Raw genomic sequence first — 24,130 nt, forward strand, 5'->3', positions numbered from 1 at the left:
CGCCCGGTCATCATCACCATAGACGGCAAGGGCGCGCGCTGCCAGCATGCATGACGACAAACTTCTCTGCGCAATCCACAGCTGGTCGGCTTGGGCACGGCGGCTTTGCACCGCAGTGTTTGTACGCTTGGCCGACCTCGCTTATACGGGAATGTGTTTGTAGGAGTTGTGTTCGATGACCCGTTTGCTGGCTGCGGTGCTTTTGTCCGTCCTTGCACTCATCGGACCCGCCTGTGGGCAGGAGGACGGGGCCGCTCGCAGGGAGCAAGAGGTTATCCTCGGCCTGCTCGGGCAAGCGCCCGTCGAGGAGAACCAGTTCACGCCCGAGTTCCTCGCCCAGGTTCCGCTCGCCCAGGTCGAGCAGCTCCTCGTCCAGATAAAGTCCACCATCGGCACGCCCGAGGAGGTTCGTCCGACCGAGGACGGCTATGTCGTCGAAACTCGCACCCACACCATGCCCGTACAGATCACCCTCGATGAGGCTGGGCGCATATCGAGCCTGCTGTTCCGCCCGCCGGTGCAGAGCAACGCCTCGATCGCCGATATCGCTGCCCAGTTCGATGATCTCGAGGGCACGGTATCCTACCTCGTCGTGCGCGATGGTGAGGTGTTGGCCGAACGCGACGCCGATACTCCACTCGCCGTTGGCTCGGCCTTCAAGCTCGCGGTGCTCGCTCTGCTCGATGAGGCGATTGAGCGCGGCGAGCACAGCTGGGACGATGTAGTGAGGCTCGAGAACCGCCACATCTCGCTGCCGACCGGACTCATGCAGACCTTTCCGGTCGGCTCGCCCGTCACGCTGCACACCGCGGCTGCCCTGATGATCTCGATCAGCGACAATACGGCGACCGACCTTCTGATCGACGTGGTCGGCCGCGAGGCGCTGGCCGAAAAGCTCGGCGTCGATTTCGCGCTGACCACTCGTGAGTTCTTTTTCCTCAAGGGTGATCTCGAAACCCGCGACGCCTTTCTTGCCGCCTCGCCCGAGGGAAAGCTGGAGATCACCGAGGACATGGCCGGCCGGCCCATGCCCGCGCTCAACCCCAACCTGCCTCTCCACGACGAGGGCGTCGAGTGGTACGTGTCGGCACGCCGACTCTGCGAGCTCATCGACGCCGTCGCCCATCTCGATGTCATGAGCATCAATTCCGGCATCGCCACCGCCTCCGACTGGCGGCGCGTCGCCTACAAGGGCGGCAGTGAGACGGGTGTCCTCAATTTCACCACGCAGCTGACGGCCAGGGACGGCTCCGAGATCTGTGCCGTGCTGACCATCAACAATGACAGCGCCGTCACCGGCACCACCCCGACCTCGGTCTACGCCTCGATCCTCGCGGCTCTGGCTCCGCGGCAGCCGTAGACGAGAGAGCGTAAGGCTCTAATTCGCTCGCGCAACCCGGAAGGGGGAGGGAGCTACAGGTTGAAAACCCGCCTGGGGACGAACTGGCCGCGCACCACGCTTCCGGTCGCCACCACCTCTCCGGCAAAGCTCGCCCAGGCCGCATCGAGCGCCACGGGTGCGCCGCCCCCGGTGAGCAATACGGGATTGCCGTTGCGCAGGGTCGTCGCCTGCTCGCCACGCACCCGCACCTCGCAAAGGGTGCCAAGGCCTGCGGCGACGGGCTTCAGCACCGCGTCGCGCTCTGCCGGGCTCATGGCTTCGAGGTCGGCAAGACGCACTGCGTCCGCGTCGTGGAAATCGCCGACCGCTGCGCGATGGAGCCGGGCGACATGCCCACGCGTGCCGAGCCGCTCGGCGAGATCCCGGGCGAGGGCCCGCACATAGGTGCCTTTGCCGCATGTGACCTCGAACGTCGAGGTCTCGACATCATGCGCGACGAGCCCGAGGCTGTCGATGGCAATTTCGCGCGGCTTGAGCTCGACGGCTTCGCCGGCGCGGGCGAGGTCGTAAGCGCGCTCGCCCCCGACCTTGATCGCCGAGAAGGTCGGCGGCACCTGCTCGATGGTGCCGGTGAATTGAGGCAATGCCGCCAGGATCTCGGCTTCGGCCGGCCGCCGGTCGCTCACCGCCACCACCTCGCCTTCCGCATCGTCGGTGCTGGTGGTGCTGCCCCAGCGCACCTCGAACCGGTAGACCTTGCGCCCGTCCTGCACATGAGGCACCGCCTTCGTCGCCTCACCAAGCGCGATCGGCAGTATCCCGGTCGCCAGCGGATCGAGCGTCCCGGCATGCCCCGCCTTGGCCGCGGCGAATAGCCAGCGCACCTTGCCCACCGCCTGGGTCGAGGTCATGTCATAGGGCTTGTCGAGCACCAGCCAGCCGGAGATGGTCCGCTTTTGGCGCTTGCCTGCTGCCTGCACGCTTACTCGTCCTTGTCGTCGTCCTCGAGATCGCGCCGCACCCGCTCGGATCGCAGCAGCGCGTCGATCCGATCCGCCTCCTCGAACGTCTCGTCGACGAAGAAGCGGAATTCGGGGGCGAACTTGAGGTCGAGCTGCGGGGCGATCTGACCGCGGATGAACCGCCTGTGCCGGTTGAGCGCAGCCACCACCTCGTCGGCATGCTGTCCGCCCAGCGGCATCACATAGGCATTGGCGATCTTGAGGTCGGGCGTCATGCGCACTTCAGGCACCGTCACGACAGTGCCGCGCAGCGCCTCGTCCTCGACTTCCCCGCGCGCGAACATGGCGGCCAACGCATGGCGCACGAGCTCCCCGACGCGTAGCATCCGCTGGCTCGGGCCCTTGGGATTGTTGTCTTTGCTCATTGCGTGCACTTAGGGCGAGACGCCCCTCGCGTCAATCGCCGGTCGCGATCAGCTCGGCCTCGTCGTGGAGCTGGCGCGCGCGCAGCTCCACGACATCGGTCGGGACGGGCCAGGCAGTCGGATCCGTCGGATCGAATGCATCGCCACGCCATTCCTGGTAGACGGCGGCAATACCCGCTGGCGTGCGCTTGAATGAAATGATCGCCACTTCTCCCATGCCGATGAGGTTACCGAGGCGTTCGAGGAACGCTCCGCACACGAACCCGAGCGGCGCCAGCGCTTCGCCGCGGTCCTCGCCCAATTGGAAGAAGCCGGTGAGTCCGGGCCGGCAGTTGCGCGCATAGCCCGTCATGGTCGAGCGACGATAGTCGATCAGCGCCCGGTCGGGCTCGAGCGTGATGCGCGCTGCATAAAGGGTGCGCCAGGTCTCGGCCGTCTCACCCTTGGGCGTGATGGTGAGGATCGCCTGCCGTTCGCTGCTCGAGAACATCGTTTCAACGAGCGGCAGCGTCTCGCCCGCGCGCTCGTCATCGGTTAGCCAGTCAGGAAGCGGCAGGACGAGCCGGTGCGCATGCGTTTCGAGGACGAGGGCCTCGCCGTTCTGCGTGAGCGGCATGGGGGCGGCATCCTGACCTGCGGCGGGCGTCGCAAGGAGGATTGCGAGAAGACCGGCAAAGCCGACAGATGAACGTAAGGCGGACCTGAGGGTCGAGCGGTTCAAGACGGGTCTCCCGGCCCGGACACGAAGAAGGCAACGCCCGTCCCCAGTCCCTCATCTGGTGGCGGCAGCGTTGCCCGAGCAATAAGAGCCGGCGCCGTAACGAAGCAAGCCCCTCACTGACCCCGCCGCTGATTCCCCGTTCTACTGGGCTTTCCCGGCAACACTCATCGTCACCCACCCGCGCGCGCGGACCGTGCGAGTCCCGTCTGCCCCTCGGGCAGTACTAGATGCGGGGGCTGATGACCGTCCATGAAGGTGCGGATGTTCACGATCACCGCCTCGCCCATCTCGATCCGCGCCTCGAGCGTTGCCGATGCCATGTGGGCGGTCATGACCACCTTGTTGGCATCGGCGAGCGCCAGGAGCCGCGGGTTGATGCCGTTCCTGTGCTCGAAGACGTCGAGTGCGGCACCGGAAAGGTGTCCGCTCTCGATTTCGGCGACCAGTGCCGGCTCATCGATGAGCTCGGGCCGCGAGACGTTGACGACGAAGCTGCCCGGTTTCATGCGTCTCACCCGCTCAGCCGAGAGGAGGTGGTGCGTCTCGCGCGTCAGGGGGGTATGGAGAGAAACGATGTCGACCGCCTCGAGCATGGCGTCGAGCGAGGCCCAGTAGGTGGCCCCCAACGGCTCTTCCACCTGCGGCGAGCGCCGGTTGCGCGAGTAGTAGTGGATGGAAAGGCCGAAGGCGCGGGCGCGCTGGGCGACAGCCGTGCCGATCCGCCCCATGCCCACGATACCGAGCGCCTTGCCGCGCAGCCGGTGGCCGAGCATCGAGGTCGGCGACCAGCCCGCCCAGGCTCCGTCGCGCACGAGCATGCGGCTGCCTTCGATCAGCCGCCGCGGCAGGGCCAGCATCAGCGCGAGAGCCATATCGGCCGTATCCTCGGTCAACACGCTTGGTGTGTTGGTGACGGTCAGGCCCGCGGCCCAGGCGGCCTCGAGATCGACATTGTCGATGCCGTTGCCGAACTGGGCGATGAGCCGCACCGTCTCGGGCAGGCGTGCGATGAGCCCCGCATCGATCCGGTCGGTGATCGAGGAAACCAGGACGTCCTTTTCTGCAAGCCCTTCGATCAGGTCGTCTGCCGTCAGCGGGACGTCGGCTTCATTGACGTCGGTCTCGAAGAGCGTCGCCATGCGCGCCTCGATCGTGGCGGGCAGGCGCCGGGTCACCAGAATGCGCGGCCGGATGCCGCTCATTTCCGGTCCCCCATGCGGCCTGCTGCCGCAATGCACGCCTTGGCCGCCAGGATGCGCCGGGGAGACGGAAAATGGCCATAGCCCATGGATAGTCGTGCCCGAAGGTGGAGGGGTCCGGCAAGCTTAGCAGGTCACCGGGCGCGGTCCAGCAGCAATCCTTCAGCGCCCGTTAAGGATACTCGGCTAGTGATAGGTCAAAAGCACCGCGTCTGCAAAGTCATGTCAAAAGCAAAAGTTCCGGCACCGCACGCGGGCCCTGCCGGTCGTCCGGCGGGGCCCCTGGCGTGCCTCCTCGCCGTGTTCTGCCTGCTAGCGGCGATGGTTGCGCCCGTCCTTGCCCAGGACAACCCCAGTGGTCTGCCGCTGCCGCGCTTCGCCACCACGCGCTCGACGCCCATCAACGTGCGCGTCGGCCCGGGCACGCGCTACGATATCTCCTGGATTTACGTCAAGGAGGGCGTGCCGGTCGAAATCATCCAGGAATTCGATACCTGGCGACGCATTCGCGACGTCGATGGCTCGGAGGGTTGGGTGCACCAGAACCTGCTTTCGGGCGACCGCGCCGCCTACATTGCCCCGTGGGATGCGACAATCGAGGTGCCGCTGCTGCCTGACAGGAACGAGGAAGCGTCAGCCCGGGCAATCCTCGCATCCGGCTTTCGCGTCGACCTTTCCGAGTGCGACGGGTCCTGGTGCGAGGTGAGCGCAACCCATAGACCCGAGGGCGAGCGCGCCGCGACCTATCATGGCTACGTGCGCCAGGATCAGCTTTGGGGCGTCTACCGGACCGAAGTGTTCGACTGAGGGGCCCAACCTCGCTCAATCGGCCCGCATCAGCGCCTCGGTTTCCGCCCGTTGGTGCTTGAGGCGCAGGTCGTCGGGCTGTTTGGGACAGGAGGCGCAATAGACGCGCGGCTCGATGAGATAGTCGAGGCAGCAGCCCTTGCGAGCGATGATCAGCGCCTCACACCCGTCGGCGAGCATGATGGAATCGAGAGCGCCCTGTCCTGTCAGATCCATGGCTGCCAGCCATCGCTCGCACCAGCCGTGCAGCGTTGCCGACGCAAGCTCCGGGCGCTTGCGCTGGGCGAAGGTCACGAGCCCCAGCATGCGGTCGGCGAGGAGCCGCAGCGCCGGAACGCGCTTCAGCCTGGCGATGGCGTTGATTTCGAGGAGAAGATCGTCGGCCAGTGACCGCAGTTGCGCTCCGGCCTGCGCGATCATCTCGTTCTCGCTGAGGCCTGCTATCGGATAGCCCGCGATGCGATAACCGTCGGCATGGATACCGGCGCAGTGCTGGCTCATCGTCGAAAGATCGGCAAGCACGCCGCCAAAATGCACACCAACGAAAGCGAGATAGGCCGGCTGCCAGAGGAGGTTCGTCCGCCCAGAGCGGCGCCCCGGCCTCGGGATATTGCCGCGCCAGTGCCTCATGCAATGCGTGCAGCACTGCCCGATTGTCGGTTCCCGGCGCATACCAGCCGGCTGGCGATTCGCCGACCTCGCCCTCTAGAAAGCCCGTCACCCGCCGCGCCAGTCCGATCAGGTCCTGGGGCGGCCCAACGGCAGGGCTCGTCTCGTGAAAGGGGAGTTGCGCGGTCAAATCGGTGCTGGTGCCAGAACTTGATAAGCTGATACTGGCGCTCAGCTTCAAATGCAACCCGCGTCGACTGCCGCTGGGCCATTGACCCGGCGGCCATTGTTTGGCCAGGGCGTTTTCAGCAAAGTGGATACCACTTTTGCGGTTCGAAAACGCGAGAATTCAACGATTTGGAGCTCCCGTTCCGGTCCAATCGGAACGGGAAGAGCTCTAGGCCGTGGCCACCTTGAGCACCCTGAGACGGAAGAGCAGGGCGCCCAGCACTGCGCCAACCGCGGGCGCGACGATGAAGAGCCAGAGCTGGACGAGCGCCTGGCCGCCTGCCAGAACCGCCGGCCCGAAGCTGCGTGCCGGATTGACCGAGACGCCCGTGACCTGGATGCCGACGAGGTGGATGGCCGCCAGGGTCAGCCCGATGGCGAGCCCGGCGAATCCCGGTGCCGAGCCTTGCCCCGTCGCCCCGAGGATGACGATGACGAAGATCGCGGTAAAGACGATCTCGAAGATCAGGGCTGCGACCAGCGAGTATTCTCCGAGGTACCCCGGCCCCCATCCGTTCTGCCCGAGATTGGCGTTGCTGCCGACGATCGCCAGCAGGATCAGCGCGCCGACGAGTGCCCCGGCGAACTGGGCGATCCAGTACATGACCATCTCATTGGCGCTCATCCGCCCGTCGATGAAGGCTGCGAGGCTTACCGCCGGATTGACGTGGCACCCGGAGATCGGGCCGATTCCGTAGGCCATCGCGACGATTGCGAGGCCGAAAGCCACCGCGATGCCGACCTGACCGATATGGTCGCCGCCGAGCACAGCCGCGCCGCACCCCACGAGCACAAGCACCGCCGTGCCGATGAATTCCGCTGCAAGTTTGTTCATGGCAATTCGTCCCCAAGCAAGCTTCCCAAGACCCCTCCGAGCGAATCAGAAGGCACACAGAAGACGTTCTTCCTGCACAAACCGCTGTGCAAGAACGAAAATACAAGAAGATGATCGCGCGGTGGATAAGCCGTCGCGCGACGCCCGGCATGCGCTCCGCATCGCCGGCTGTTGCGGCTCACCGGCCAGTCGCGAAAGCCGCTTGACATGCTGTCGTAGTGTGCTACCAATATAGCACACTATGCAGGCAGTACACATGGACGACTTCCACACAGGCCAGCCGATCTTCGTTCAGATCCGTCAGCGACTGATCGAGATGATTCTGCAGCGCGCTGTGGCCGAGGGCGAGGCCCTTCCATCCGTGCGGCAGATCTCGGCCGACCTGTCGGTCAACCCGTTGACTGTCACCAAGGCCTTCGAGGCGCTGGTCGATATCGGCGTCGTCGAAAAGCGAAGGGGGTTGGGGATGTTCGTCAAGCAGGGCGCTCGCGCGCTGTTGATGGCGCACGAGCGCGAGAAGTTCTTGAACGAGGAGTGGCCGCGCATAGCAGCGCAGATCACCGCCCTCGAGCTTGATGTCGAAAAGCTGTTGTCGAAGGCCGAAAGGCCCGAGAGCAAGGGGTCCGAAAATGAATAACGCTGAAATCATCATCTCCGCGCAGGGACTGCGCAAGAGCTTTGGTCGCAAGGAAGTCCTGCACGGGCTCGACTTCGAGGTGCCCGCCGGGCGCATCTACGGGCTGGTCGGTCACAACGGGGCAGGCAAGACCACGACGCTCAACGCCGTGCTCGGCCTCACCAACTGCGAAGGCACCATCCGCGTCCTTGGCGAGGATCCTTTTGCCAGGCGTGCCCAACTGATGGAGAACGTCGCCTTCATCTCGGACGTGGCCAGCCTGCCGCGGTTCCTGAGGGTCCGCGAGCTTTTCGCGCTTCTGAGCAATATCCACCCGAACTTTTCCCAGGAGAAGGCCCGTTCCTTCCTCGAGGGCACCGACATCCGGATGGATGCCAAGATCAAGCACCTCTCAAAGGGCATGATTGCGCAACTGCACCTGGCAGTCGTCATGGCGATCGATGCCAAGCTCCTCGTTCTCGACGAGCCGACGCTCGGCCTCGACATCTCCTACCGCAAGCGCTTCTACCGTCGCTTGCTCGAGGACTACATGACCGAGGAGCGCACGCTCCTCATCACCACCCACCAGGTTGACGAGATCGAGTTCATGCTCTCCGACATCATGTTCATGCGCGATGGCGAGATCATCCTCCACATGCAGATGGAATCGGTGAACGAGAAGTTCAGCCAGCTCGTCGTCACCGATCAGGTCAAGGTCGCCAGCGCCCGCTCGCTGGGGCCGGTCTACGAGGAGACCCGCTTCGGCCAGACGGTGATGATCTTCGACGGGGCCGATCGTGGCGAGCTCGAGAAGCTCGGGCAGGTCTCGACCCCGAGCATCTCCGATCTCTTCGTCGCGCTCATGCAGCGCCCGACCGCCAATCCGAGTGCCGCGTGATGAAAGCCTTCTTCGCCCTCGTCCACCGCGAACTCCTCGAACACCGCGGCGCCTTCCTCGTGGCGCCGCTCGCGCTCATTGGCATTCTCTTTACCATGATCGTGCTGGCCTATGTCTCGGGCCGGCTCAACTTCGAGCTTGCCGCCATGGTCAACCCCCCGGCGCTGCGCGTCTTCGAGGTCGGGTTCCTCGGCTTTGCCGTCGCCTGGTGGCTCTACCTGCTTGGCGTTCTGTTCTTCTATTGCGCCGACGGCTTCTCGGCCGACAAGCGCAACAACTCCATGCTCTTCTGGAAGTCCATGCCCCAGTCGGACTTCAAGATACTCCTGGCCAAGTTCGGCGCTGCTACGGCGCTCTTTCCGGGCCTCATCTACGCGGCCGCGCTCGTATGCGGGGTGATCGTCTATGTCCTGACCCTCATTATGGTCTCGGTAGGCGGCGAGGACATGGGCACCTTCATCCTCGGGGCCGTGCGCGCTTATCTCTCCATCGCAGGCGGCATCCTCGTGGCGCTCGCCGCCTCGATCCTGTGGTTCGCGCCGTTCTTTGCCTGGGTCGGCGCGCTTTCCACGATCGTCGGGCGCTGGAGTGTGCCGCTCTCGATCCTCGTACCTCTCCTGGCCGCAGGCATCGAGAACATGTATGTGAGCGGTCCCGCGCCGGAGGGCGGCTGGATCTGGAGCTATCTGTCGTACCGGGTCGATTTCCCCATTAACGAGGAAGGTTATCTGCGGTCCTGGTTCATGAGCGGCGAGCGGTTCGACGTCTACCAGTTCACTCTCGATCTCGTCGGCCGCACGGACTGGATGCAGGTTGTCCTCGGCCTCGCCTTCGCACTCGTCGCTATCTTCGCGGCCAGCGAATACCGCCGCCGGACTATCGATAACTAGAGCGTTTTCAGCAAAAGTGGACACCACTTTTGCGGTTCGAAAACGCGCCGGTTCAAGGACTTAGAGCTCACGTTCCGATCCAATCGGAACGTGAAAAGCTCTAGAGGCTGGCTGCCTCCCCTCGAAAGGGAGGGAGCGCTCGGCGTCGGAGCACGTCGTCACACCTTGACGGCGTGCTCCACTCGCCCCTCCTCCCCGAAAATCCTGAGGTAGCGCGCGATTTCGGCCGGCTCGCCCGTTGCCTTGGCCGGGTTGTCCGAAAGCTTGACCGCAGGGCGTCCATTGGCTTCGGAAACCTTGATGACGATGGAGATGGGGTCGAGCCCGGGGTTGGGCTCGGGTGCGCACCCTTCGAAGTCGTTGGTCAAATTCGTGCCCCAGCCGAAGGCCATGCGCACGCGGCCGCTGAAATGCAGGTACGCGTCCTCGATCATGTCGACGTCGAGTCCGTCCGAGAAGATCAGAAGCTTTTCGCGCGGGTCTCGCCCGCGTTCCTTCCAGAAGCGGATGATGCGCTCGCCCCCTTCGATCGCCGGAGCGCTGTCCGGCCTGAAGCCGGTCCAGTCCGCCACCCAGTCCGGCGCATCCCTGAGGAACGCGTCCGTGCCGAAGGAATCGGGCAGAACGATCAGGAGATTGCCGCCATAGTAGCTGCGCCAGTCCTGCAGCACCCGGTAGGGAGCCTCGCGCAGTTCCTCCTCCGATCGGGCCAGCGCCGCCAGCACCATGGGCAACTCGTGCGCGTTGGTGCCGAGCGCCTCGAGGTCGGTGTCCATGGCGAGCTTGACATTGGAGGTGCCGGTGAGGTTCTCCCCGATCCCCTCCTTGAGGGCCTCAACGCACCAGCGCTGCCAGAGGAAGGAATGCCGCCGGCGCGTGCCGAAGTCGGAGATCTTGATATCCGGCAGGTGCGCGAGCCGTTCGACCTTCTCCCACATCTTGGCCTTTGCCCGCGCATAGAGCACGTCGAGGGTGAACGGCCCGTAGGCCTTCATGGCTGCGCGCGAGCGCAATTCGTTGATGATGGCAAGGGCCGGAATTTCCCACATGGTGGTTTCCACCCACTTGCCGGGGAACTCGAGGAGGAACTGTCCGTCGCGTTTTTCCAGCCGGTATTCGGGTAGCTGGAAGTCCTCCAGCCAGCGCAGGAATGCTGGCGAAAAGATGCGCTTGCTGCCGTAAAAGCTGTTGCCCGCCAGCCAGATCATCTCTTTCTTGGTGAAGCGCACGGTCCTGGCATGGTCGAGTTGGGCGCGCAGTTCCTCGATGTCGATTTCCTCGGCGAGCTTCACCGACCGCGTGCGGTTGATGAGCGAGAAGGTCGCATCGACGTCGCGGTAAAGCCCCCAGATCATCTGCAGCATCAGGAGCTTGTAGAAGTCCGTATCCAGAAGCGAGCGGACGATTGGGTCGAGCTTGAAGGTGTGGTTGTAGACCCGCCGTGCGATGTCGGTATAGGTGGCCATCGGAGGAACTCTTTATTGCCAGCAGCGCTTGTTAGCGCGCCGATGGAGGAATTGCTAGGCGGCGGGGAACCACGCCTGCCGTCGGTGGTTGACCGCCGGTCATCAGGAGAGCCGCAGTGCAGCTCGATATCCGTCCGCTGACGCCTGACCTCTGGCCCGCCCTCGTCGATCTCTTCGGCGAACGCGGCGCCGTCAACGGCTGTTGGTGCATGTATGGCCGCATCGGCGCGGCCTATCACAAGCGCCCGCCGTCCGCCAACAAGACCGATTTCCATAAAATCGTCGCCGACGGCCCTCCGCCCGGTCTCCTCGCCTTCGAGGGCGAGCTGCCCGTCGGCTGGTGCCAGGTGACCCCGCGCGATGCCGTTCCCTGGCTCGATCGGGTCTGGCGTTTGAAGCGCGTCGACGATCTGCCGGTCTGGTCGCTCTCCTGCCTTTATATCCGCATCGGCTACCGGCGAAGCCGCATCGCCACGCGTCTCATCGCGGCGGCCATCGACGCGGCCCGCGCCGCCGGCGCTCCGGCGCTCGAAGCCTACCCTCTCGACGGCCAGCTCTCTCCCAGCGCCACCGGCACCGGCTACGCCTCGACCTTCGCCCGGCTCGGGTTCAAGGAGATCGCAAGGCGGTCGCCCGAGCGGCCGATCATGCGGTATGCCCTGCCCTAGAGCTCTTCCCGTTCCGATTGAATCGGAACGAAGCTCTCCAAATTGTTGGATCATCGCGTTTTCGAACAGCAAAGTGGTGTCCACTTTTGCTGAAAACGCTCTGGTTTCAGGGGAAGTACTCCCCGGCGGATTGATCGCGCAGCCAACCTGCCTTCCAATCGCGTCATGGATCCGGATCGAACCCAGATAGACGTGCGCCGGCCGTGGCAGGGGCAAGAATTGATCTTCCTTCTCGGCCCGGGCGGAGTGGGAAAGTCCACCCTCGGACGTGAGCTCGCAAAGCGTCTGAGTTGGCCGCATATCGACCTCGACCTGGAGTTCTGCGAGAGCTTCGGCGAGATCGGCGGATTCATCGGCACGCATGGCTATGAGCGCTACCGCGCCGAGAACCTCGACCTCGCTTTCAGCCTGACCGCGTCGATCGATCGTCCAACGCTATTCGTGACCTCGTCGGGCTTCCTGGCCGCTCGAGCCGGAACGCGCGACTATGCGCAAGCCCGCCAGCTGGTCAGCACGGGCTATGGGCTGGTGCTGTTGCCTTCCCTCGACATCGAGATTGCCACACCACTGGTGGTCGCGCGGCAGTTGTCCCGCGGTTTTGGCCTGGAGCGTGCGACGGAAGACCGGAAATTCCGCGAGCGGTTCGACATCTACCGGCGGGAAGGTGACGTGCTGGTGGTATCGATGGAGCCGCCGGACCAGATCGCTTCAGCCGTTGAGCAGGCGATCCACCAGAAAACCTGAAGAGGTGCCTACGTCGCTGGCGCGACTACGGCGCGACAGCCTTCGCCAGTGCCTTCCGCAAACCTCGTGGCTGCCTCGAGGGCTTGCCGAGCCGAAGCTGCGCAGCAGCGAAGGCTGGTGGAGCCAAGCGGGATCGAACCGCTGACCTCCTGCATGCCATGCAGGCGCTCTCCCAGCTGAGCTATGGCCCCATTTCCTTGGGAACGCTTGGCGGAGCAGGGCTCCCGTCCAAAGCGTGGCGCAACCTAGTGAAGGTTGAACCAAATCGCAAGAGCCAATTTCGGCTCTTTTTGCCCTCCGCCGGTCTGTGGAAAACCGGGCGGAAACGACTGACTTTAGGCACCTGAGAGGATGCGAGGACGGGTCAGGCCGAGGCGAAAACCGTGAACTTCGAGAACCGGAACGGAGCGTACCTGGAGGTACGAGAGCACCGGAAGCGCAGAAGTTCGCGGTTTGCGCCCGGCATCACCCGCCCGCGCGCCTCTCAGCGTTCGTCGTCGCTGGGGACGTCGATATCGAAGTCCTCGTTCTCGTCGTCCTCGTCCTCAAGGAAAACGTCCTCGTCGTCCTCGCCCAGGTCCTCGTCGACCTCGACGTCCTCGACATCGGGGATGTCGTCCTCGGCCCCTTCCTCGGCGTCGGCCTCTTCGAGAGAGATCACCTCGGGCGCTGCCGCGTCCTCGGTTTCCTCTTCTTCCGTCTCTTCCTGGGCTGCGACCGGGCGGGCCGGCGCGACCTTGGTCAAGACTGCCTGCTCGAAGAACGAGCGAGGATAGGATTTGCCTGTATAGGGAGAAACGATCGGGTCCTGGTTGAGGTCGTAGAACTTCTTGCCAGTATCCGGATCAGTCCGCTTGGTGCCGCGTTCGTCGTTGGACACTCTCAATATCCTCTTTGCGTGATTGCGCTCGCCCCACGCCGCCGCACTTCAAAAGGTCGTAGGGCGTATAATATCGATCCGCCAACTGCGCCTTGGCCAGCCAGCCCGGGCCCCGCCCGTTTCGGTCAGTCCGGTTAGGGCCAAACAATTCCCCTGTCAAACCGAAAATGAACGCCGCAGTTCCTTGGGCGCAGCGCGCAATTGCGGTTGAAAGCGCCCGTCGAGGTGGCGTCGGTCACAACCCTGTGTTAAGCGGCGCTGAGGTCATCTCCGCAACCTCTGCCAGTCACCACGCTCTTTCATGCCGATCGAGACTGCCCATCCGAGCGCCTATCGCATCGAGCGCGCCGCGCCCCTCTCCGGCCGGCTCCGCGTGCCGGGGGATCGGTTGGCCGCGCACCTGGCCCTGGCGGCAGCGGTACTTGCCGAGGGCGAGACCGTGCTCGAAGGCCTGCCGCAAACCCCCGAATTCGCGGCGAGCCTTGCGGTCGTTGCGGCGCTCGGGCCGCGGGTTCGGGCTGAAGGCGGTCGCGCCTCCATCCACGGTCTCGGCCTTCGCGGGCTCCTTGCCCCCGTCGGCATTATCGATCCCGGGTCCGGCGATCTGACCGCCGCCCTCGGCCTCGGCCTCGCCGGCATCCTGCCCATGCCGACGCGCTGGTCGCCTTCCGGCGGACGGCTGCCCGCCGCGCTCGAGGCTCCGCTGCGCGCCTTCGGCGCGATGGTCGAACCTCATGAGGATCGCACTCAGCCCTTCCTCGTTGGCGGTCCGCGAGTGCCCGCACCCGTCGCGCTTCGCCCGGCTGGCGAAGCGGAAGCCTTTCTGGCAATTCTTGCCTGTCTCGTCACGCCCGGCATCAGCCGCTTGCAGCTTCCCGCCGATCTCGCCTCGGCCCTGGCCGGTCCGTTGCGTGCGTTCGGCGCGGACATCGCGCTCAAGGGGGAAGGACCCGAGCGCACTCTTTCGGTGACGGGCCTGACGCCGTTGGCGGCGCGTCGGTTCGCTGTCGCCGGCGATCCGGCAGAGGCCGCCTGGGCGGCGCTCGCCGCGCTCATCGTGCCAAAGTCGGACGTCACCATCGAGAACGTCCTCGTCACCCCCGCCCGCACCGCTCTCATCGACGCGCTCCTCGAAATGGGTGGCAATATCGAGTTCGCCAACCAGCGCGAGGAGGCCGGCGAGCACATCGCCGACCTCAGGGTCCGCTCCTCCTTTCTGCGCGGCACCGCCCTTCCGGAGGCGCGCGCATTGGGTGCGGGCGGGCTCGCCGCGCTGGCTGTCGCCGGTGCCTATGCCAAGGGCGAGACGCGCCTGCCCGCAACTGCGGATTTTCGTATCCTGGCGGCGGGCCTGCAGGAGGCAGGAATGGACTGCGTGTTCGAGAACGGCACGGCACTGATCACCGGCCGCCGCACACTTGCGGGCGGCGTCGAACTGACGGCCCGCGACGCTCGATCGGCGCTGGCGCTCGCCGTCCTCGCCCTTGGCGCCGACCGGCCGACGACGGTCGCTTTTGCCGGCGCCGGGGAGGAGGGTTGGCCGCCGCTCCTTTCCAGCTTTTCTCAAATCGGCGCCCGCCTGGAGCCCATCGCCCCAAAGGAGGCGTCATGATCATCGCCGTCGACGGACCCGCGGCATCGGGCAAGGGCACGCTCGCCGCCGGGCTCGCCGCCCACTATGGCCTCGCGCACCTCGATACCGGCCTGCTCTACCGGGCCGTCGGCCTTGCCGTGCGCGGCCATCTCGATGCCCCCGATTTCGAGGTGCGCGCCATAGAAGCCGCCCGCGCGCTCGATGCCGCGCACCTGACCAATCTGAGGGAGTTGACGGGCGCTGAGGCCGGCATGCTCGCCTCGCGCGTTGCCGTTATTGGCGAAGTGCGCGCCGCTATGCGCCAGTACCAGCGCGATTTCGCCCATCGGCCGGGTGGCGCCGTGCTCGACGGCCGCGACATCGGCACGGTCGTGTGCCCGGATGCCGACGTCAAACTGTTCATCGCGGCCGACAGCAAGGCGCGCATGGAACGTCGCGCCCGTCAGCTCGAGGCGAGGGGAGAGGTGGTTGACCGTTACGCTCTTTATCACCAGATAGAGGAGCGGGATGCCAGGGACATGGCCAATCCCCATGGCGGCTTCTACCAGGCCGCCGATGCGGTCTTGCTAGATACGACCCAACTGGGTATAGAGGCCGCACTCCAGGCTGCCGTCGCGATCGTCGACAAGGTCATGGCCGGAAAGGTGCGGGGCAGCTAGCCTCGTAATCCAAGCCTTCTCCGCCCACTCCTCGATGGTCACCAAAGGCCACGGCGCTGGACTTTATCGTATTTGCATTTCGTTCGTGGTCGTGCCGCCGCGCCGGGTCGTTCATTGAAACGACGGAGCAGGACCTTCGGAATGTTTTCAACCCCCAACCACCGGCGCGACTGGAGAATTGAATTTGGCACAGCAAACTGTGACGAAAGAAGATTTTGAATCCTTGCTGATGGATTCCTTTATCGACAACGAGCCCTTGGAAGGCGCCGTCGTCAAGGGCAAGGTCGTTGCCATCGAAAAGGATCTGGCCATCATCGATGTTGGCCTGAAGACCGAAGGGCGCGTGGCGCTCAAGGAATTCGGCGCGGCCGGCCGTGATGGCACCATCGCCGTGGGCTCGGAAGTCGAGGTCTATGTGGACCGCGTCGAGAACGCCATGGGCGAGGCCGTGCTTTCGCGCGAGAAGGCCCGCCGCGAAGAGAGCTGGGTCAAGCTCGAAGAGCTTTATAACAAGAACGAGCGCGTCGAAGGCGTCATCTTCAACCAGGTTAAGGGTGGCTTCACCGTCGACCTCGAAGGTGCCGTGGCGTTCCTGCCGCGTTCGCAGGTCGACATCCGTCCGATCCGCGATATCGGCCCGCTGATGAACGTCCCGCAGCCCTTCCAGATCCTGAAGATGGACAAGCGCCGCGGCAATATCGTCGTCTCGCGCCGCGCCATCCTCGAGGAGAGCCGCGCCGAGCAGCGCTCCGAGATCGTCCAGCAGCTCGAAGAAGGCCAGGTGGTCGATGGCGTCGTCAAGAACATCACCGACTACGGTGCCTTCGTTGACCTGGGCGGTATCGACGGCCTGCTGCACGTTACCGACATCGCCTGGCGGCGTGTCAACCATCCGTCCGAAGTGCTCTCGATCGGCGAGACCATCAAGGTCCAGATCGTGCGCATCAACCACGAGAGCCACCGCATCAGCCTGGGCATGAAGCAGCTCCAGGCCGACCCGTGGGAAGGCATCGAGGCCAAGTACCCGATCGGCGCCAAGTTCACCGGCCGCGTGACCAACATCACCGACTATGGTGCGTTCGTCGAGCTGGAACCCGGCATCGAGGGCCTCATCCACGTCTCGGAAATGAGCTGGACCAAGAAGAACGTCCACCCGGGCAAGATCGTCTCGACCTCCCAGGAAGTCGACGTCGTCGTGCTCGAAGTCGACAGCGACAAGCGCCGTATCTCGCTCGGCCTCAAGCAGACCCTTCAGAACCCGTGGGAGAGCTTTGCCGAGAGGTATCCGATCGGCTCCACCATCGAAGGCGAGGTCAAGAACAAGACCGAGTTCGGTCTGTTCATCGGTCTCGACGGCGATGTCGACGGCATGGTGCACCTCAGCGATCTCGACTGGCAGAAGCCCGGCGAGCAGGCGCTCGACGACTACAACCGCGGCGACATGGTCCAGGCCAAGGTCCTCGACGTCGATGTCGAGAAGGAGCGCATCTCGCTCGGCATCAAGCAGCTTGCTGCCGGCGACGTCACCGACACGGGCGGCGACGGTATCAAGAAGGGCTCGGTGGTGACCGGCACGGTGACCGAGGTCAACGACGGTGGCATCGAGGTCCGGATCGCCGACAGCGAGATGACCGCGTTCATCCGCCGCGCCGATCTTTCGCGTGACCGCAATGACCAGCGTCCTGAGCGCTTTGCCAAGGGCGACAAGGTCGACGCACGGATTACCCAGTACGACCGCAAGACCGGCCGTATTCAGCTCTCGATCAAGGCGCTCGAGATCGCAGAGGAGAAGGAGGCGGTGGCCGCTTACGGTTCGTCGGACTCCGGCGCTTCGCTCGGCGATATCCTGGGCGCTGCCCTCAAGGACCGCGAGCAGAAGTAAGCCCGCGGGTCCTTTCGCAACGCTTGTCCGGCCCGCGCTTTTTTAAAGCGCGGGCCTTTTTCTTGTCGCCAGAGCTTTTCCCGTTCTGATTGGCTCAGAACAGGAGCTCCAAGTTCCTCGATTGTCGCGTTTCGAACGCAAACCGGCGTCCACTTTTGCTGAAACGCTCAAAGTCCCTGCCGCCATGATCACCAGTCTCGCCGCCTGGCGCCCCTTGACGCCGGCTGACCTCTCCGCGGTCGAAGCCATCGCTGCCGACGTCCATCCCGATTTCTTCGAGGAGCCGGCGGTTTTTGCCGAGCGCCAGCGTCTCTATCCGAAAGGGACCCACATCCTCGAAGCCGGCGGTGCGCCATGCGGCTACGTGCTGAGCCACCCGTGGCGGATCGCAAGCCTGCCGTCGCTCAACTCGCTCCTTGGTTCGCTGCCCGAGGATGCCGATACTTACTACCTCCACGATCTCGCCTTGCTCACCCGGGCGCGCGGCACCGGCGCTGCCGGCCGCATCGTCGCCGACCTCGTCGCCCACGCGCGCTCCGAGGGCTTCGCCAGCATGAGCCTCGTTGCCGTCAACGCCAGCCAGGCCTTCTGGGAAAGGCATGGTTTTGCCGCAAAGGAGAGTCCCGCGCTTGCCGGAAAGCTTGAAAGCTACGAGCAGTCGGCGCGGTTCATGGTCAGGTCGATGGACGAATGACTTTTCGCCAGATGAGTTCCGGGTCGCCCTCGTCCAGACCCTCTATGATACCGCTGCGGATAAAGCCGAGGCGTTGAACGAGGCTCTGCATGGCAAGGTTCGACCGATTGGTCGACGTCCACAGGCGCTGTGTGCGGCAGTGACCCGTCAGATGCTCGATCAGCGCCGCGCCGAGTCCCTGCCGCCGGAACCGCGGGCCCACCATCAGCAGCTCGATGAAGCCGTCGTGGAAGAAACCGTAGGTCAGGACCCCGTAACCGGCAGGCCGGCCATCCATCAGGGCGACATGTGCCTGACCGGCCCGCACCCAGGAGTCGATCTCCTCCGCCCGGCGCGCGTCCTGCGGCAGCCATGTATCGAGCGCACAAAGCGCGGCCATGTCTTCGGGTTTTGCCAGGCGGATGGCGATGCTCATGTCGACAGCGTTCACATGCCTCCCCCGTTCGTCAATCTCCTCGCGGGAGCGGGATGCGAAAATCCCGCGACGACAAAAGTTAGCGCGCGCGATTTTCTTCCATCAAATCGCATCGCGCTCTAGCCTTGCAATCGCCATGGCCTGCCATTAACTCGGCTGGACTTAGCCGATCGGAGATCGCCCCCATGACCGACGACCCCCGTTTCGACAGCGCCCACACTCTGCTGGCGGCCGACAGATACCGGCGTTCGCGCGGGCTTTGGAGGATCGCCGCGTTCGTCGCCCTCGCGGTCGCCATCCTGGCGTTGGTCGGGCGCTTCGCGCTTGCTGACGGCGGCGGTGGCGGGGATCGCATTGCACGCATCATCGTTGACGGCACCATCACCACCAACCGCGAGCGGCAGGAGGCGATCGAGGCGGTGATTCAGGACGAGCGCGTCAAGGCCGTCATCGTCTCGATCAACTCGCCCGGCGGCTCGACCGCGGGCGGTGAGGAGCTCTATGAGGCGCTTGGCACCCTCAGGGCGCAAAAGCCCGTGGTGGCGGTCATAAACGAGCTCGGCGCGTCGGCCGCCTACATGACCGCTATCGGCACCGATCGCATTTTCGCCCGCCGCCTGTCCATCGTCGGCTCCATCGGAGTTCTTTATCAGCACGTCAACGCCGGCCAGCTCCTCGACACGATCGGCATCGACCTCGAAAAGGTGGCCTCCGGCCCCTTGAAGGCCGAGCCCGATTTCAATGAGCCGATTACCGGCGAGGTGCGCGCCTCCATCGCCGCCATGGTCGACAACAGTTTCGCCTGGTTCGTCGACGTCGTCGCTGAGCGCCGGGACCTGCCACGCGGGGAGACCCTGGCGCTCGCCGACGGTCGTATCGTTTCCGGGCGTACCGCCCTCGAGACCGGGCTCATAGACGCCATCGGCGGGGAGGCCGAGGCCACCGCCTGGCTCGAGAGCGAGCGCGATATTGCCGCAGACCTGCCCGTGGTCACCGCTTGGCCACAGGAGGAAGAAGGCTTCGGTTGGCTGAGCTACTTCATCGAGCAGAAAGCACGCTCGGCTCTGGGTTTACCCGCCGGTCGCACCGCCGTTCCGCTTGACGGGCTTGTCTCGCTTTGGCAGGTTGACCCGAGCCGCTAGAGCTGGGATCAGGATATCCGGCTCCGGGGCGTGCACGGATTGCATCCTGTCCATGGAAGGCATTGCCCCGGGGAGGGCGACGATGATCAAATCGGAACTCGTCGAGAAGCTCGCGGCCGAGAATCCGCACCTGTTCCAGCGCGATGTGGAAAATATCGTGAACGCCATCCTCGACGAGGTCGGCGATGCCATGGCGCGGGGCGACCGCGTGGAGCTGCGTGGGTTCGGCGCCTTTTCGGTCAAGAACCGACCGGCGCGTGTCGGCCGCAATCCGCGCACGGGCGAGCAGGTGGATGTCGGCGAGAAATACGTGCCGCAGTTCAAGGCTGGCAAGGAAATCCGCGAACGGCTGAACCGCGAGTAACGCGAAAAGGCTGTACGCAATAGAGCGGGATGCGAAAAGTGGGAACCGGTTTTTCGCCAGAATCCCGCGGCAACAAGGAATTAGAGCGAGCGATTTGAGTCTATCAAATCGTATCGCGCTCTAGGGCACGGGTATGGTCAAGAAAATCGCCGGTTGGTTGGTGTTGGTGCCGCTCAGTGTGGTGCTGATCGCCTTCGCACTTGCCAACAGGCAGCTCATTGCCCTCAACCTCAATCCGCTGAGCTCCGCCGGTCCCCTCGATGATGGCCGGGGCGTGCCCATGTTCCTCGTCCTTTATGCAATGCTGCTTATCGGCATATTGCTCGGTGGTGCCGCCACCTGGTTCGCCCAGGGTGTTCACCGTCAGCGCGAGCGGCACTGGCGCCGCGAGGCCCAGCAACTTGGCCGCGAGCTCGACAAGCTCCGCCGCAGCCAGCGTGAGCATCGCGTTGAGGACAGCGAGATCGACGACCTCCTGGATGTCCGTTGATGAGCAACCCCCGGGTGACGCCACGCCGGACCGTCGTTCCTCCCGATTTCGTGTCATTGAATAGCTAAGGCACCATGTCCGACCCTCTGACCGTTAAGATTTGCGGGATCAAAACCCCGGACGTCCTCGAAGCGGCGATCCTGGCCGGCGCCGACATGGTCGGCTTCGTCCACTTCCAGCGCTCGCCCCGGCACGTATCGATCGAGGAGATCGCTTTCTTGATTTCCGAGGCGCGCGGGCGCGTCGAGACCTGCGTGCTGCTGGTCAATCCCGACAATTCCTGCGTTGCCGAGGTCGCGGCCTTGGGCCCCGACTGGATCCAGCTCCACGGTCCCGAGACCCCCTCCCGCGTCGAGGCCATCCGCGCCGAGGCGGGCATAGAAATCATCAAGGCTCTGCCGATCGGCTCACGCGAGGACGTCGCCCACATTGCCGATTTCATCGAGGTCGCCGACCGTATCCTGCTTGACGGCAAGCCACCCAAGGGCGCCGATCGGCCAGGTGGGCATGGCGAGACCTTCGACTGGTCGCTGGTCAACGCGCTTGACCCGCAGGTCTCCTTCATGCTTTCGGGAGGGCTGACGCCCGACAACGTCGCGGCCGCCATTTCCAAGGCCCGGCCCGCCGGGGTCGATGTGTCCACTGGTGTCGAAAGCGCGCCGGGCGTCAAGGATATCGGGTTGATCGAAGCGTTCATCCGCAACGCGCGGGCGGCGGCCTGATTTTTCGGGAAAGCGGATACCGCTTGAAAAGCAGGGTCGAGAGCCGGCCCGAATACGAGGAACGAGTAGCGTGGCGGTGAGCGGTATCAACTCCCTGCGTCTGGGGCCGGACGAAGATGGCCGCTTCGGCCTTTATGGCGGGCGGTTCGTCGCTGAAACGCTGATGCCTTTGATCCTCGATCTCGAGAAGGCCTATCGCGACGCCAAGGCCGACCCCGCCTTCGCGGCGGAAATCCAGCACCTTGCCACCCACTACACCGGAAGGCCGAGCCCGCTTTATTTCGCCGAGCGTCTGACCGCCCACCTCGGCGGCGCCAAGGTATGGTTGAAGCGCGAGGAGCTCAATCACACCGGCTCGCATAAGATCAACAACTGCCTCGGTCAGGTTCTGCTGGCCAAGCGCATGGGCAAGACCCGTATTATCGCCGAGACCGGCGCCGGCCAGCATGGCGTTGCCACCGCCACCGTCTGCGCCAAGTTCGACCTGCCCTGCATCGTCTTCATGGGCGCAACCGACGTTGCCCGCCAGTGGCCGAACGTTTTGCGCATGAAGATGCTTGGTGCCGAGGTGCGTCCTGTCACCGCCGGGGCAGGAACGCTGAAGGACGCCATGAACGAGGCGCTGCGCGACTGGGTGACCAACGTCGAGACCACCTATTACATCATCGGCACCGCGGCTGGTCCTCACCCCTATCCGGAGATGGTCCGCGACTTCCAGTCGGTCATCGGCACCGAATTGAAGGAGCAGTTCCTCGAGGCGGAAGGGCGGCTGCCCGAGGCGGTCGTTGCTTGTGTCGGTGGTGGCTCGAATGCCATCGGCACCTTCCATGCTTTCCTCGACGAGCCCGAGGTTGCACTCTACGGCGCCGAGGCCGGGGGCTACGGTATCGAGGTCGACAATGGCCACGCCGCCTCGATGACCGGCGGGCGGCCCGGTGTTCTTCATGGCAACCGCACCTATCTGCTGCAGAATGCGGACGGGCAGATCCTCGAAGGCCACTCCATCTCGGCCGGCCTCGACTATCCGGGCGTCGGCCCCGAACATGCCTTCCTCCACGACACCAAACGCGTCACATACGCGCCGATCACCGACCAGGAGGCACTGGAAGCCTTCCAGCTCCTGACGCGCATGGAGGGAATTATCCCGGCTCTCGAAAGTGCCCACGGCCTGGCGCAGGTGATGAAGCTTGCCCCGACAATGGACAAGGACCAGTCGGTGGTGCTCTGCCTTTCCGGGCGCGGCGACAAGGACGTGGAAAGCGTCGGCAGGCATCTCGGCATGGATATGAACGCATGAACCGCATTCCTGCACGCTTTGCCGCCTGCGCGGCCGCCAACCGTCCGGCGCTCGTCACCTTCGTCATGGCCGGCGATCCGGACCCGGCGACGAGCCAGGCCATCCTCGATGGTCTGCCTGCGGCCGGCGCCGATGTCATCGAACTGGGCATGCCCTTTTCCGATCCGATGGCCGATGGCGTCGCCATCCAGATGGCCGGACGGCGCGCCCTCGACGCCGGGCAGACCCTGCAGCAGACGCTGTCGATGGTCGAGAGCTTCCGCAAGACGGATGGCGAGACGCCGATCATCCTCATGGGCTACTACAACCCGATCTACATCTTCGGAGTTGATGCGTTCGTCGCTGCCGCCAAGGCTGCCGGGGTCGATGGCCTCATCATCGTCGACCTGCCCGCCGAAGAGGACGAGGAACTGTGCGTGCCCGCGCTTGCGGCCGGCATCAATTTCATCCGCCTGACCACTCCCACCACCGACGACCGCCGCCTGCCTGCGGTGCTCAAGAACACCTCCGGCTTCGTCTATTACGTCTCGATGACCGGCATCACCGGCGCTGCCATCAAGTCGCGCGCCGCCGTTGCCGATGCTGTCCGCCGTATCAAGAGCCACACGGACCTGCCGGTCGCCGTCGGCTTCGGCATCAAGACCGCCGCAGACGCGGCCGAGTTCGGCCGTCATGCCGATGGAATTGTCGTTGGAACCGTGCTGGTGGATGCGGTGGGCAATTCGCTGGACAATGGCAAGGCTACGGGCGGCACCGTCGGCGCTGTGCGCGACATCGTGACGGACCTCGCCAGCGGTGTGAGGCTGGCCCGCGTCTGATCCTCGTTGTCACGTAAGTCCGAACCCTCGCGCCTCCCTTGCGGGAAGGAAGGGGCGGTCCTCTCGAACCACCCCATATGTCCTATTGGACAATCGTAGGGGTCATTGCCGACACGGCACCTGCGTCCGCAACCGGCGTTTCGGGCAGTGAGGAGAGGTCGATCTCGGCAAGCTGGTCGGCGCACAGGTCAGCGGCCCCGTCGATCGGCTCGCGGTCGGCGAAGGTCACCCAGCCGCCGTCTTCGAGGATACCATCCCGGCTATAGGCGCTCTCCTCTTTGAGTGCTGTGAGGTTGGCGCGTGCATCCGGCGAGGCGAGGTACCGGTTGACGCAGATATCTGCCGCCAGTTGTGCCACCGCCTGCTCGGCTGCTTCATCCGCGCGGGCCTGGGCCGAGCCTCCCGTCACCCAGCCGCCCCAGGTGAAACCCACCACCATGGTCGCGATGGCGCAGCCGGCGCATGACCAGAACAGCACCGTCTTGCTGGCTTTGAAGTCGCGAAAGTTATCCGATATAGAGGGCATGGCTGCCTTCCTCCACAGTTCTTATTGGAAGTCGATCCGACTGATCCGCCGGACTATGGTGGAATGATGGCACACTTAGGCCGAGAATGCGACCTAGCAAATTACATGATTAGTATAGCCGTGGTGGGACGTAGAGATTGTATAAAGGTATTTTGACACCGCAATCTAGTTGTCTTGCTTGTCTCGCCAAAGTTGGCAGAATCTGAGCTTGCTGTTGCGCAAATTCTCTCACACAAT

The 24,130-nt window shown here is 64.5% G+C and carries 27 protein-coding genes and 1 tRNA gene; 17 read left to right on the forward strand and 11 right to left on the reverse strand.

Annotated features, from left to right (window positions below; translation table 11 throughout):
- Nucleotides 1–175 precede the first annotated feature (175 nt).
- Nucleotides 176–1,360 carry a serine hydrolase gene (locus QQK18_RS16265; RefSeq protein ID WP_284341414.1) on the forward strand — a complete coding sequence of 395 codons (1,185 nt, stop codon included), beginning with the start codon at nucleotides 176–178 and terminating at the stop codon, nucleotides 1,358–1,360.
- Nucleotides 1,361–1,413: 53 nt separating this feature from the next.
- On the opposite strand, the gene truB is transcribed toward QQK18_RS16265, so the two are convergent.
- The 4 genes from truB to QQK18_RS16285 form a co-directional block, all read right to left on the reverse strand.
- Entirely contained in the window at nucleotides 1,414–2,322 is a 909-nt protein-coding gene (gene truB, locus QQK18_RS16270; RefSeq protein WP_284341415.1) for a tRNA pseudouridine(55) synthase TruB, read from the reverse strand.
- Between the two features lie 2 nt (nucleotides 2,323–2,324).
- Nucleotides 2,325–2,729: a 30S ribosome-binding factor RbfA gene (gene rbfA / locus QQK18_RS16275; protein ID WP_284341416.1), complete on the reverse strand. Its 405-nt coding sequence runs from the start codon at nucleotides 2,727–2,729 to the stop codon at nucleotides 2,325–2,327.
- Between the two features lie 31 nt (nucleotides 2,730–2,760).
- Entirely contained in the window at nucleotides 2,761–3,450 is a 690-nt protein-coding gene (locus QQK18_RS16280) for a hypothetical protein (RefSeq protein WP_284341417.1), read from the reverse strand.
- A 170-nt stretch (nucleotides 3,451–3,620) separates the two neighbouring features.
- Complete coding sequence (locus QQK18_RS16285; RefSeq protein WP_284341418.1) at nucleotides 3,621–4,652, reverse strand: 2-hydroxyacid dehydrogenase; 1,032 nt, start codon at nucleotides 4,650–4,652, stop codon at nucleotides 3,621–3,623.
- 318 nt (nucleotides 4,653–4,970) lie between these two features.
- Between QQK18_RS16285 and QQK18_RS16290 the strand changes: the two genes are divergently transcribed.
- Nucleotides 4,971–5,456, forward strand: a complete 486-nt coding sequence (locus QQK18_RS16290; RefSeq protein WP_284341419.1) for an SH3 domain-containing protein — start codon at nucleotides 4,971–4,973, stop codon at nucleotides 5,454–5,456.
- Between the two features lie 15 nt (nucleotides 5,457–5,471).
- Here the strand turns inward: QQK18_RS16290 and QQK18_RS16295 are convergent, their stop codons facing one another.
- Together QQK18_RS16295 and QQK18_RS16300 are read right to left on the reverse strand one after the other, a co-directional pair.
- Entirely contained in the window at nucleotides 5,472–6,086 is a 615-nt protein-coding gene (locus QQK18_RS16295) for a (2Fe-2S)-binding protein (protein ID WP_284341420.1), read from the reverse strand.
- A 376-nt stretch (nucleotides 6,087–6,462) separates the two neighbouring features.
- Complete coding sequence (locus tag QQK18_RS16300; protein WP_284341421.1) at nucleotides 6,463–7,128, reverse strand: aquaporin; 666 nt, start codon at nucleotides 7,126–7,128, stop codon at nucleotides 6,463–6,465.
- A gap of 256 nt (nucleotides 7,129–7,384) precedes the next feature.
- Between QQK18_RS16300 and QQK18_RS16305 the strand changes: the two genes are divergently transcribed.
- Genes QQK18_RS16305 through QQK18_RS16315 form a run of 3 tightly spaced genes read left to right on the forward strand, consistent with a single transcriptional unit; the run spans nucleotide 7,385 to nucleotide 9,532 of the window.
- Nucleotides 7,385–7,765: a GntR family transcriptional regulator gene (locus QQK18_RS16305; protein ID WP_284341422.1), complete on the forward strand. Its 381-nt coding sequence runs from the start codon at nucleotides 7,385–7,387 to the stop codon at nucleotides 7,763–7,765.
- Nucleotides 7,758–8,642 (forward strand): ABC transporter ATP-binding protein, encoded by an 885-nt coding sequence (locus QQK18_RS16310; RefSeq protein WP_284341423.1) that lies wholly within the window; start codon nucleotides 7,758–7,760, stop codon nucleotides 8,640–8,642. The genes QQK18_RS16305 and QQK18_RS16310 overlap by 8 nt, the downstream gene beginning before the upstream one ends.
- Nucleotides 8,642–9,532, forward strand: a complete 891-nt coding sequence (locus QQK18_RS16315; RefSeq protein ID WP_284341424.1) for a hypothetical protein — start codon at nucleotides 8,642–8,644, stop codon at nucleotides 9,530–9,532. Before QQK18_RS16310 ends, QQK18_RS16315 begins: the two co-directional genes overlap by 1 nt.
- Before the next feature lie 158 nt (nucleotides 9,533–9,690).
- On the opposite strand, the gene pncB is transcribed toward QQK18_RS16315, so the two are convergent.
- Nucleotides 9,691–10,998: a nicotinate phosphoribosyltransferase gene (gene pncB / locus QQK18_RS16320; protein ID WP_284341425.1), complete on the reverse strand. Its 1,308-nt coding sequence runs from the start codon at nucleotides 10,996–10,998 to the stop codon at nucleotides 9,691–9,693.
- 116 nt (nucleotides 10,999–11,114) lie between these two features.
- On the opposite strand from pncB, the gene QQK18_RS16325 reads away from it, so the two are divergent.
- Both QQK18_RS16325 and QQK18_RS16330 read left to right on the forward strand, forming a co-directional pair.
- Complete coding sequence (locus QQK18_RS16325) at nucleotides 11,115–11,666, forward strand: GNAT family N-acetyltransferase (protein ID WP_284341426.1); 552 nt, start codon at nucleotides 11,115–11,117, stop codon at nucleotides 11,664–11,666.
- Between the two features lie 219 nt (nucleotides 11,667–11,885).
- On the forward strand, nucleotides 11,886–12,410 hold the full coding sequence (locus tag QQK18_RS16330) for a shikimate kinase (RefSeq protein ID WP_284341427.1): 525 nt from the start codon (nucleotides 11,886–11,888) through the stop codon (nucleotides 12,408–12,410).
- A gap of 115 nt (nucleotides 12,411–12,525) precedes the next feature.
- Here the strand turns inward: QQK18_RS16330 and QQK18_RS16335 are convergent.
- Nucleotides 12,526–12,601 (reverse strand) — tRNA-Ala (locus QQK18_RS16335).
- A gap of 293 nt (nucleotides 12,602–12,894) precedes the next feature.
- On the reverse strand, nucleotides 12,895–13,290 hold the full coding sequence (locus QQK18_RS16340) for a TIGR02300 family protein (protein WP_284341428.1): 396 nt from the start codon (nucleotides 13,288–13,290) through the stop codon (nucleotides 12,895–12,897).
- A 301-nt stretch (nucleotides 13,291–13,591) separates the two neighbouring features.
- Here QQK18_RS16340 and QQK18_RS16345 point away from each other — a divergent pair, with 301 nt between their 5' ends.
- The 4 genes from QQK18_RS16345 (at nucleotide 13,592) to QQK18_RS16360 (ending at nucleotide 18,119) form a co-directional block, all read left to right on the forward strand.
- Entirely contained in the window at nucleotides 13,592–14,902 is a 1,311-nt protein-coding gene (locus tag QQK18_RS16345) for a hypothetical protein (RefSeq protein WP_284341429.1), read from the forward strand.
- The gene (cmk, locus tag QQK18_RS16350) at nucleotides 14,899–15,543 is read left to right on the forward strand and encodes a (d)CMP kinase (protein WP_284341430.1); all 645 of its coding nucleotides are present in this window, start codon (nucleotides 14,899–14,901) and stop codon (nucleotides 15,541–15,543) included. Before QQK18_RS16345 ends, cmk begins: the two co-directional genes overlap by 4 nt.
- A gap of 184 nt (nucleotides 15,544–15,727) precedes the next feature.
- Nucleotides 15,728–17,425: a 30S ribosomal protein S1 gene (rpsA, locus tag QQK18_RS16355; RefSeq protein WP_284341431.1), complete on the forward strand. Its 1,698-nt coding sequence runs from the start codon at nucleotides 15,728–15,730 to the stop codon at nucleotides 17,423–17,425.
- A 121-nt stretch (nucleotides 17,426–17,546) separates the two neighbouring features.
- Nucleotides 17,547–18,119 carry a GNAT family N-acetyltransferase gene (locus QQK18_RS16360; RefSeq protein WP_348523237.1) on the forward strand — a complete coding sequence of 191 codons (573 nt, stop codon included), beginning with the start codon at nucleotides 17,547–17,549 and terminating at the stop codon, nucleotides 18,117–18,119.
- Here the strand turns inward: QQK18_RS16360 and QQK18_RS16365 are convergent.
- Nucleotides 18,100–18,549 carry a GNAT family N-acetyltransferase gene (locus QQK18_RS16365; protein ID WP_284341432.1) on the reverse strand — a complete coding sequence of 150 codons (450 nt, stop codon included), beginning with the start codon at nucleotides 18,547–18,549 and terminating at the stop codon, nucleotides 18,100–18,102. The genes QQK18_RS16360 and QQK18_RS16365 overlap by 20 nt on opposite strands.
- A 170-nt stretch (nucleotides 18,550–18,719) precedes the next feature.
- On the opposite strand from QQK18_RS16365, the gene sppA reads away from it, so the two are divergent.
- The 6 genes from sppA to trpA all read left to right on the forward strand — a co-directional run bounded on the left by sppA (nucleotide 18,720) and on the right by trpA (nucleotide 23,367).
- Nucleotides 18,720–19,676 carry a signal peptide peptidase SppA gene (gene sppA / locus QQK18_RS16370; protein ID WP_284341433.1) on the forward strand — a complete coding sequence of 319 codons (957 nt, stop codon included), beginning with the start codon at nucleotides 18,720–18,722 and terminating at the stop codon, nucleotides 19,674–19,676.
- An 82-nt stretch (nucleotides 19,677–19,758) separates the two neighbouring features.
- Nucleotides 19,759–20,040: an integration host factor subunit beta gene (locus tag QQK18_RS16375; protein WP_284341434.1), complete on the forward strand. Its 282-nt coding sequence runs from the start codon at nucleotides 19,759–19,761 to the stop codon at nucleotides 20,038–20,040.
- A gap of 133 nt (nucleotides 20,041–20,173) precedes the next feature.
- On the forward strand, nucleotides 20,174–20,530 hold the full coding sequence (locus QQK18_RS16380; protein WP_284341435.1) for a LapA family protein: 357 nt from the start codon (nucleotides 20,174–20,176) through the stop codon (nucleotides 20,528–20,530).
- A 74-nt stretch (nucleotides 20,531–20,604) separates the two neighbouring features.
- Nucleotides 20,605–21,252: a phosphoribosylanthranilate isomerase gene (locus QQK18_RS16385; RefSeq protein WP_284341436.1), complete on the forward strand. Its 648-nt coding sequence runs from the start codon at nucleotides 20,605–20,607 to the stop codon at nucleotides 21,250–21,252.
- A 76-nt stretch (nucleotides 21,253–21,328) separates the two neighbouring features.
- Nucleotides 21,329–22,549 carry a tryptophan synthase subunit beta gene (gene trpB, locus QQK18_RS16390; protein WP_284341437.1) on the forward strand — a complete coding sequence of 407 codons (1,221 nt, stop codon included), beginning with the start codon at nucleotides 21,329–21,331 and terminating at the stop codon, nucleotides 22,547–22,549.
- Nucleotides 22,546–23,367, forward strand: a complete 822-nt coding sequence (gene trpA / locus QQK18_RS16395; protein WP_284341438.1) for a tryptophan synthase subunit alpha — start codon at nucleotides 22,546–22,548, stop codon at nucleotides 23,365–23,367. Before trpB ends, trpA begins: the two co-directional genes overlap by 4 nt.
- 82 nt (nucleotides 23,368–23,449) lie before the next feature.
- On the opposite strand, the gene QQK18_RS16400 is transcribed toward trpA, so the two are convergent.
- Entirely contained in the window at nucleotides 23,450–23,893 is a 444-nt protein-coding gene (locus QQK18_RS16400; RefSeq protein WP_284341439.1) for a hypothetical protein, read from the reverse strand.
- Nucleotides 23,894–24,130 lie beyond the last annotated feature (237 nt).

The sequence above is a fragment of the Devosia nitrariae genome (assembly GCF_030160115.1).
GTDB classification, from domain to species: Bacteria; Pseudomonadota; Alphaproteobacteria; order Rhizobiales; family Devosiaceae; genus Devosia; species Devosia nitrariae.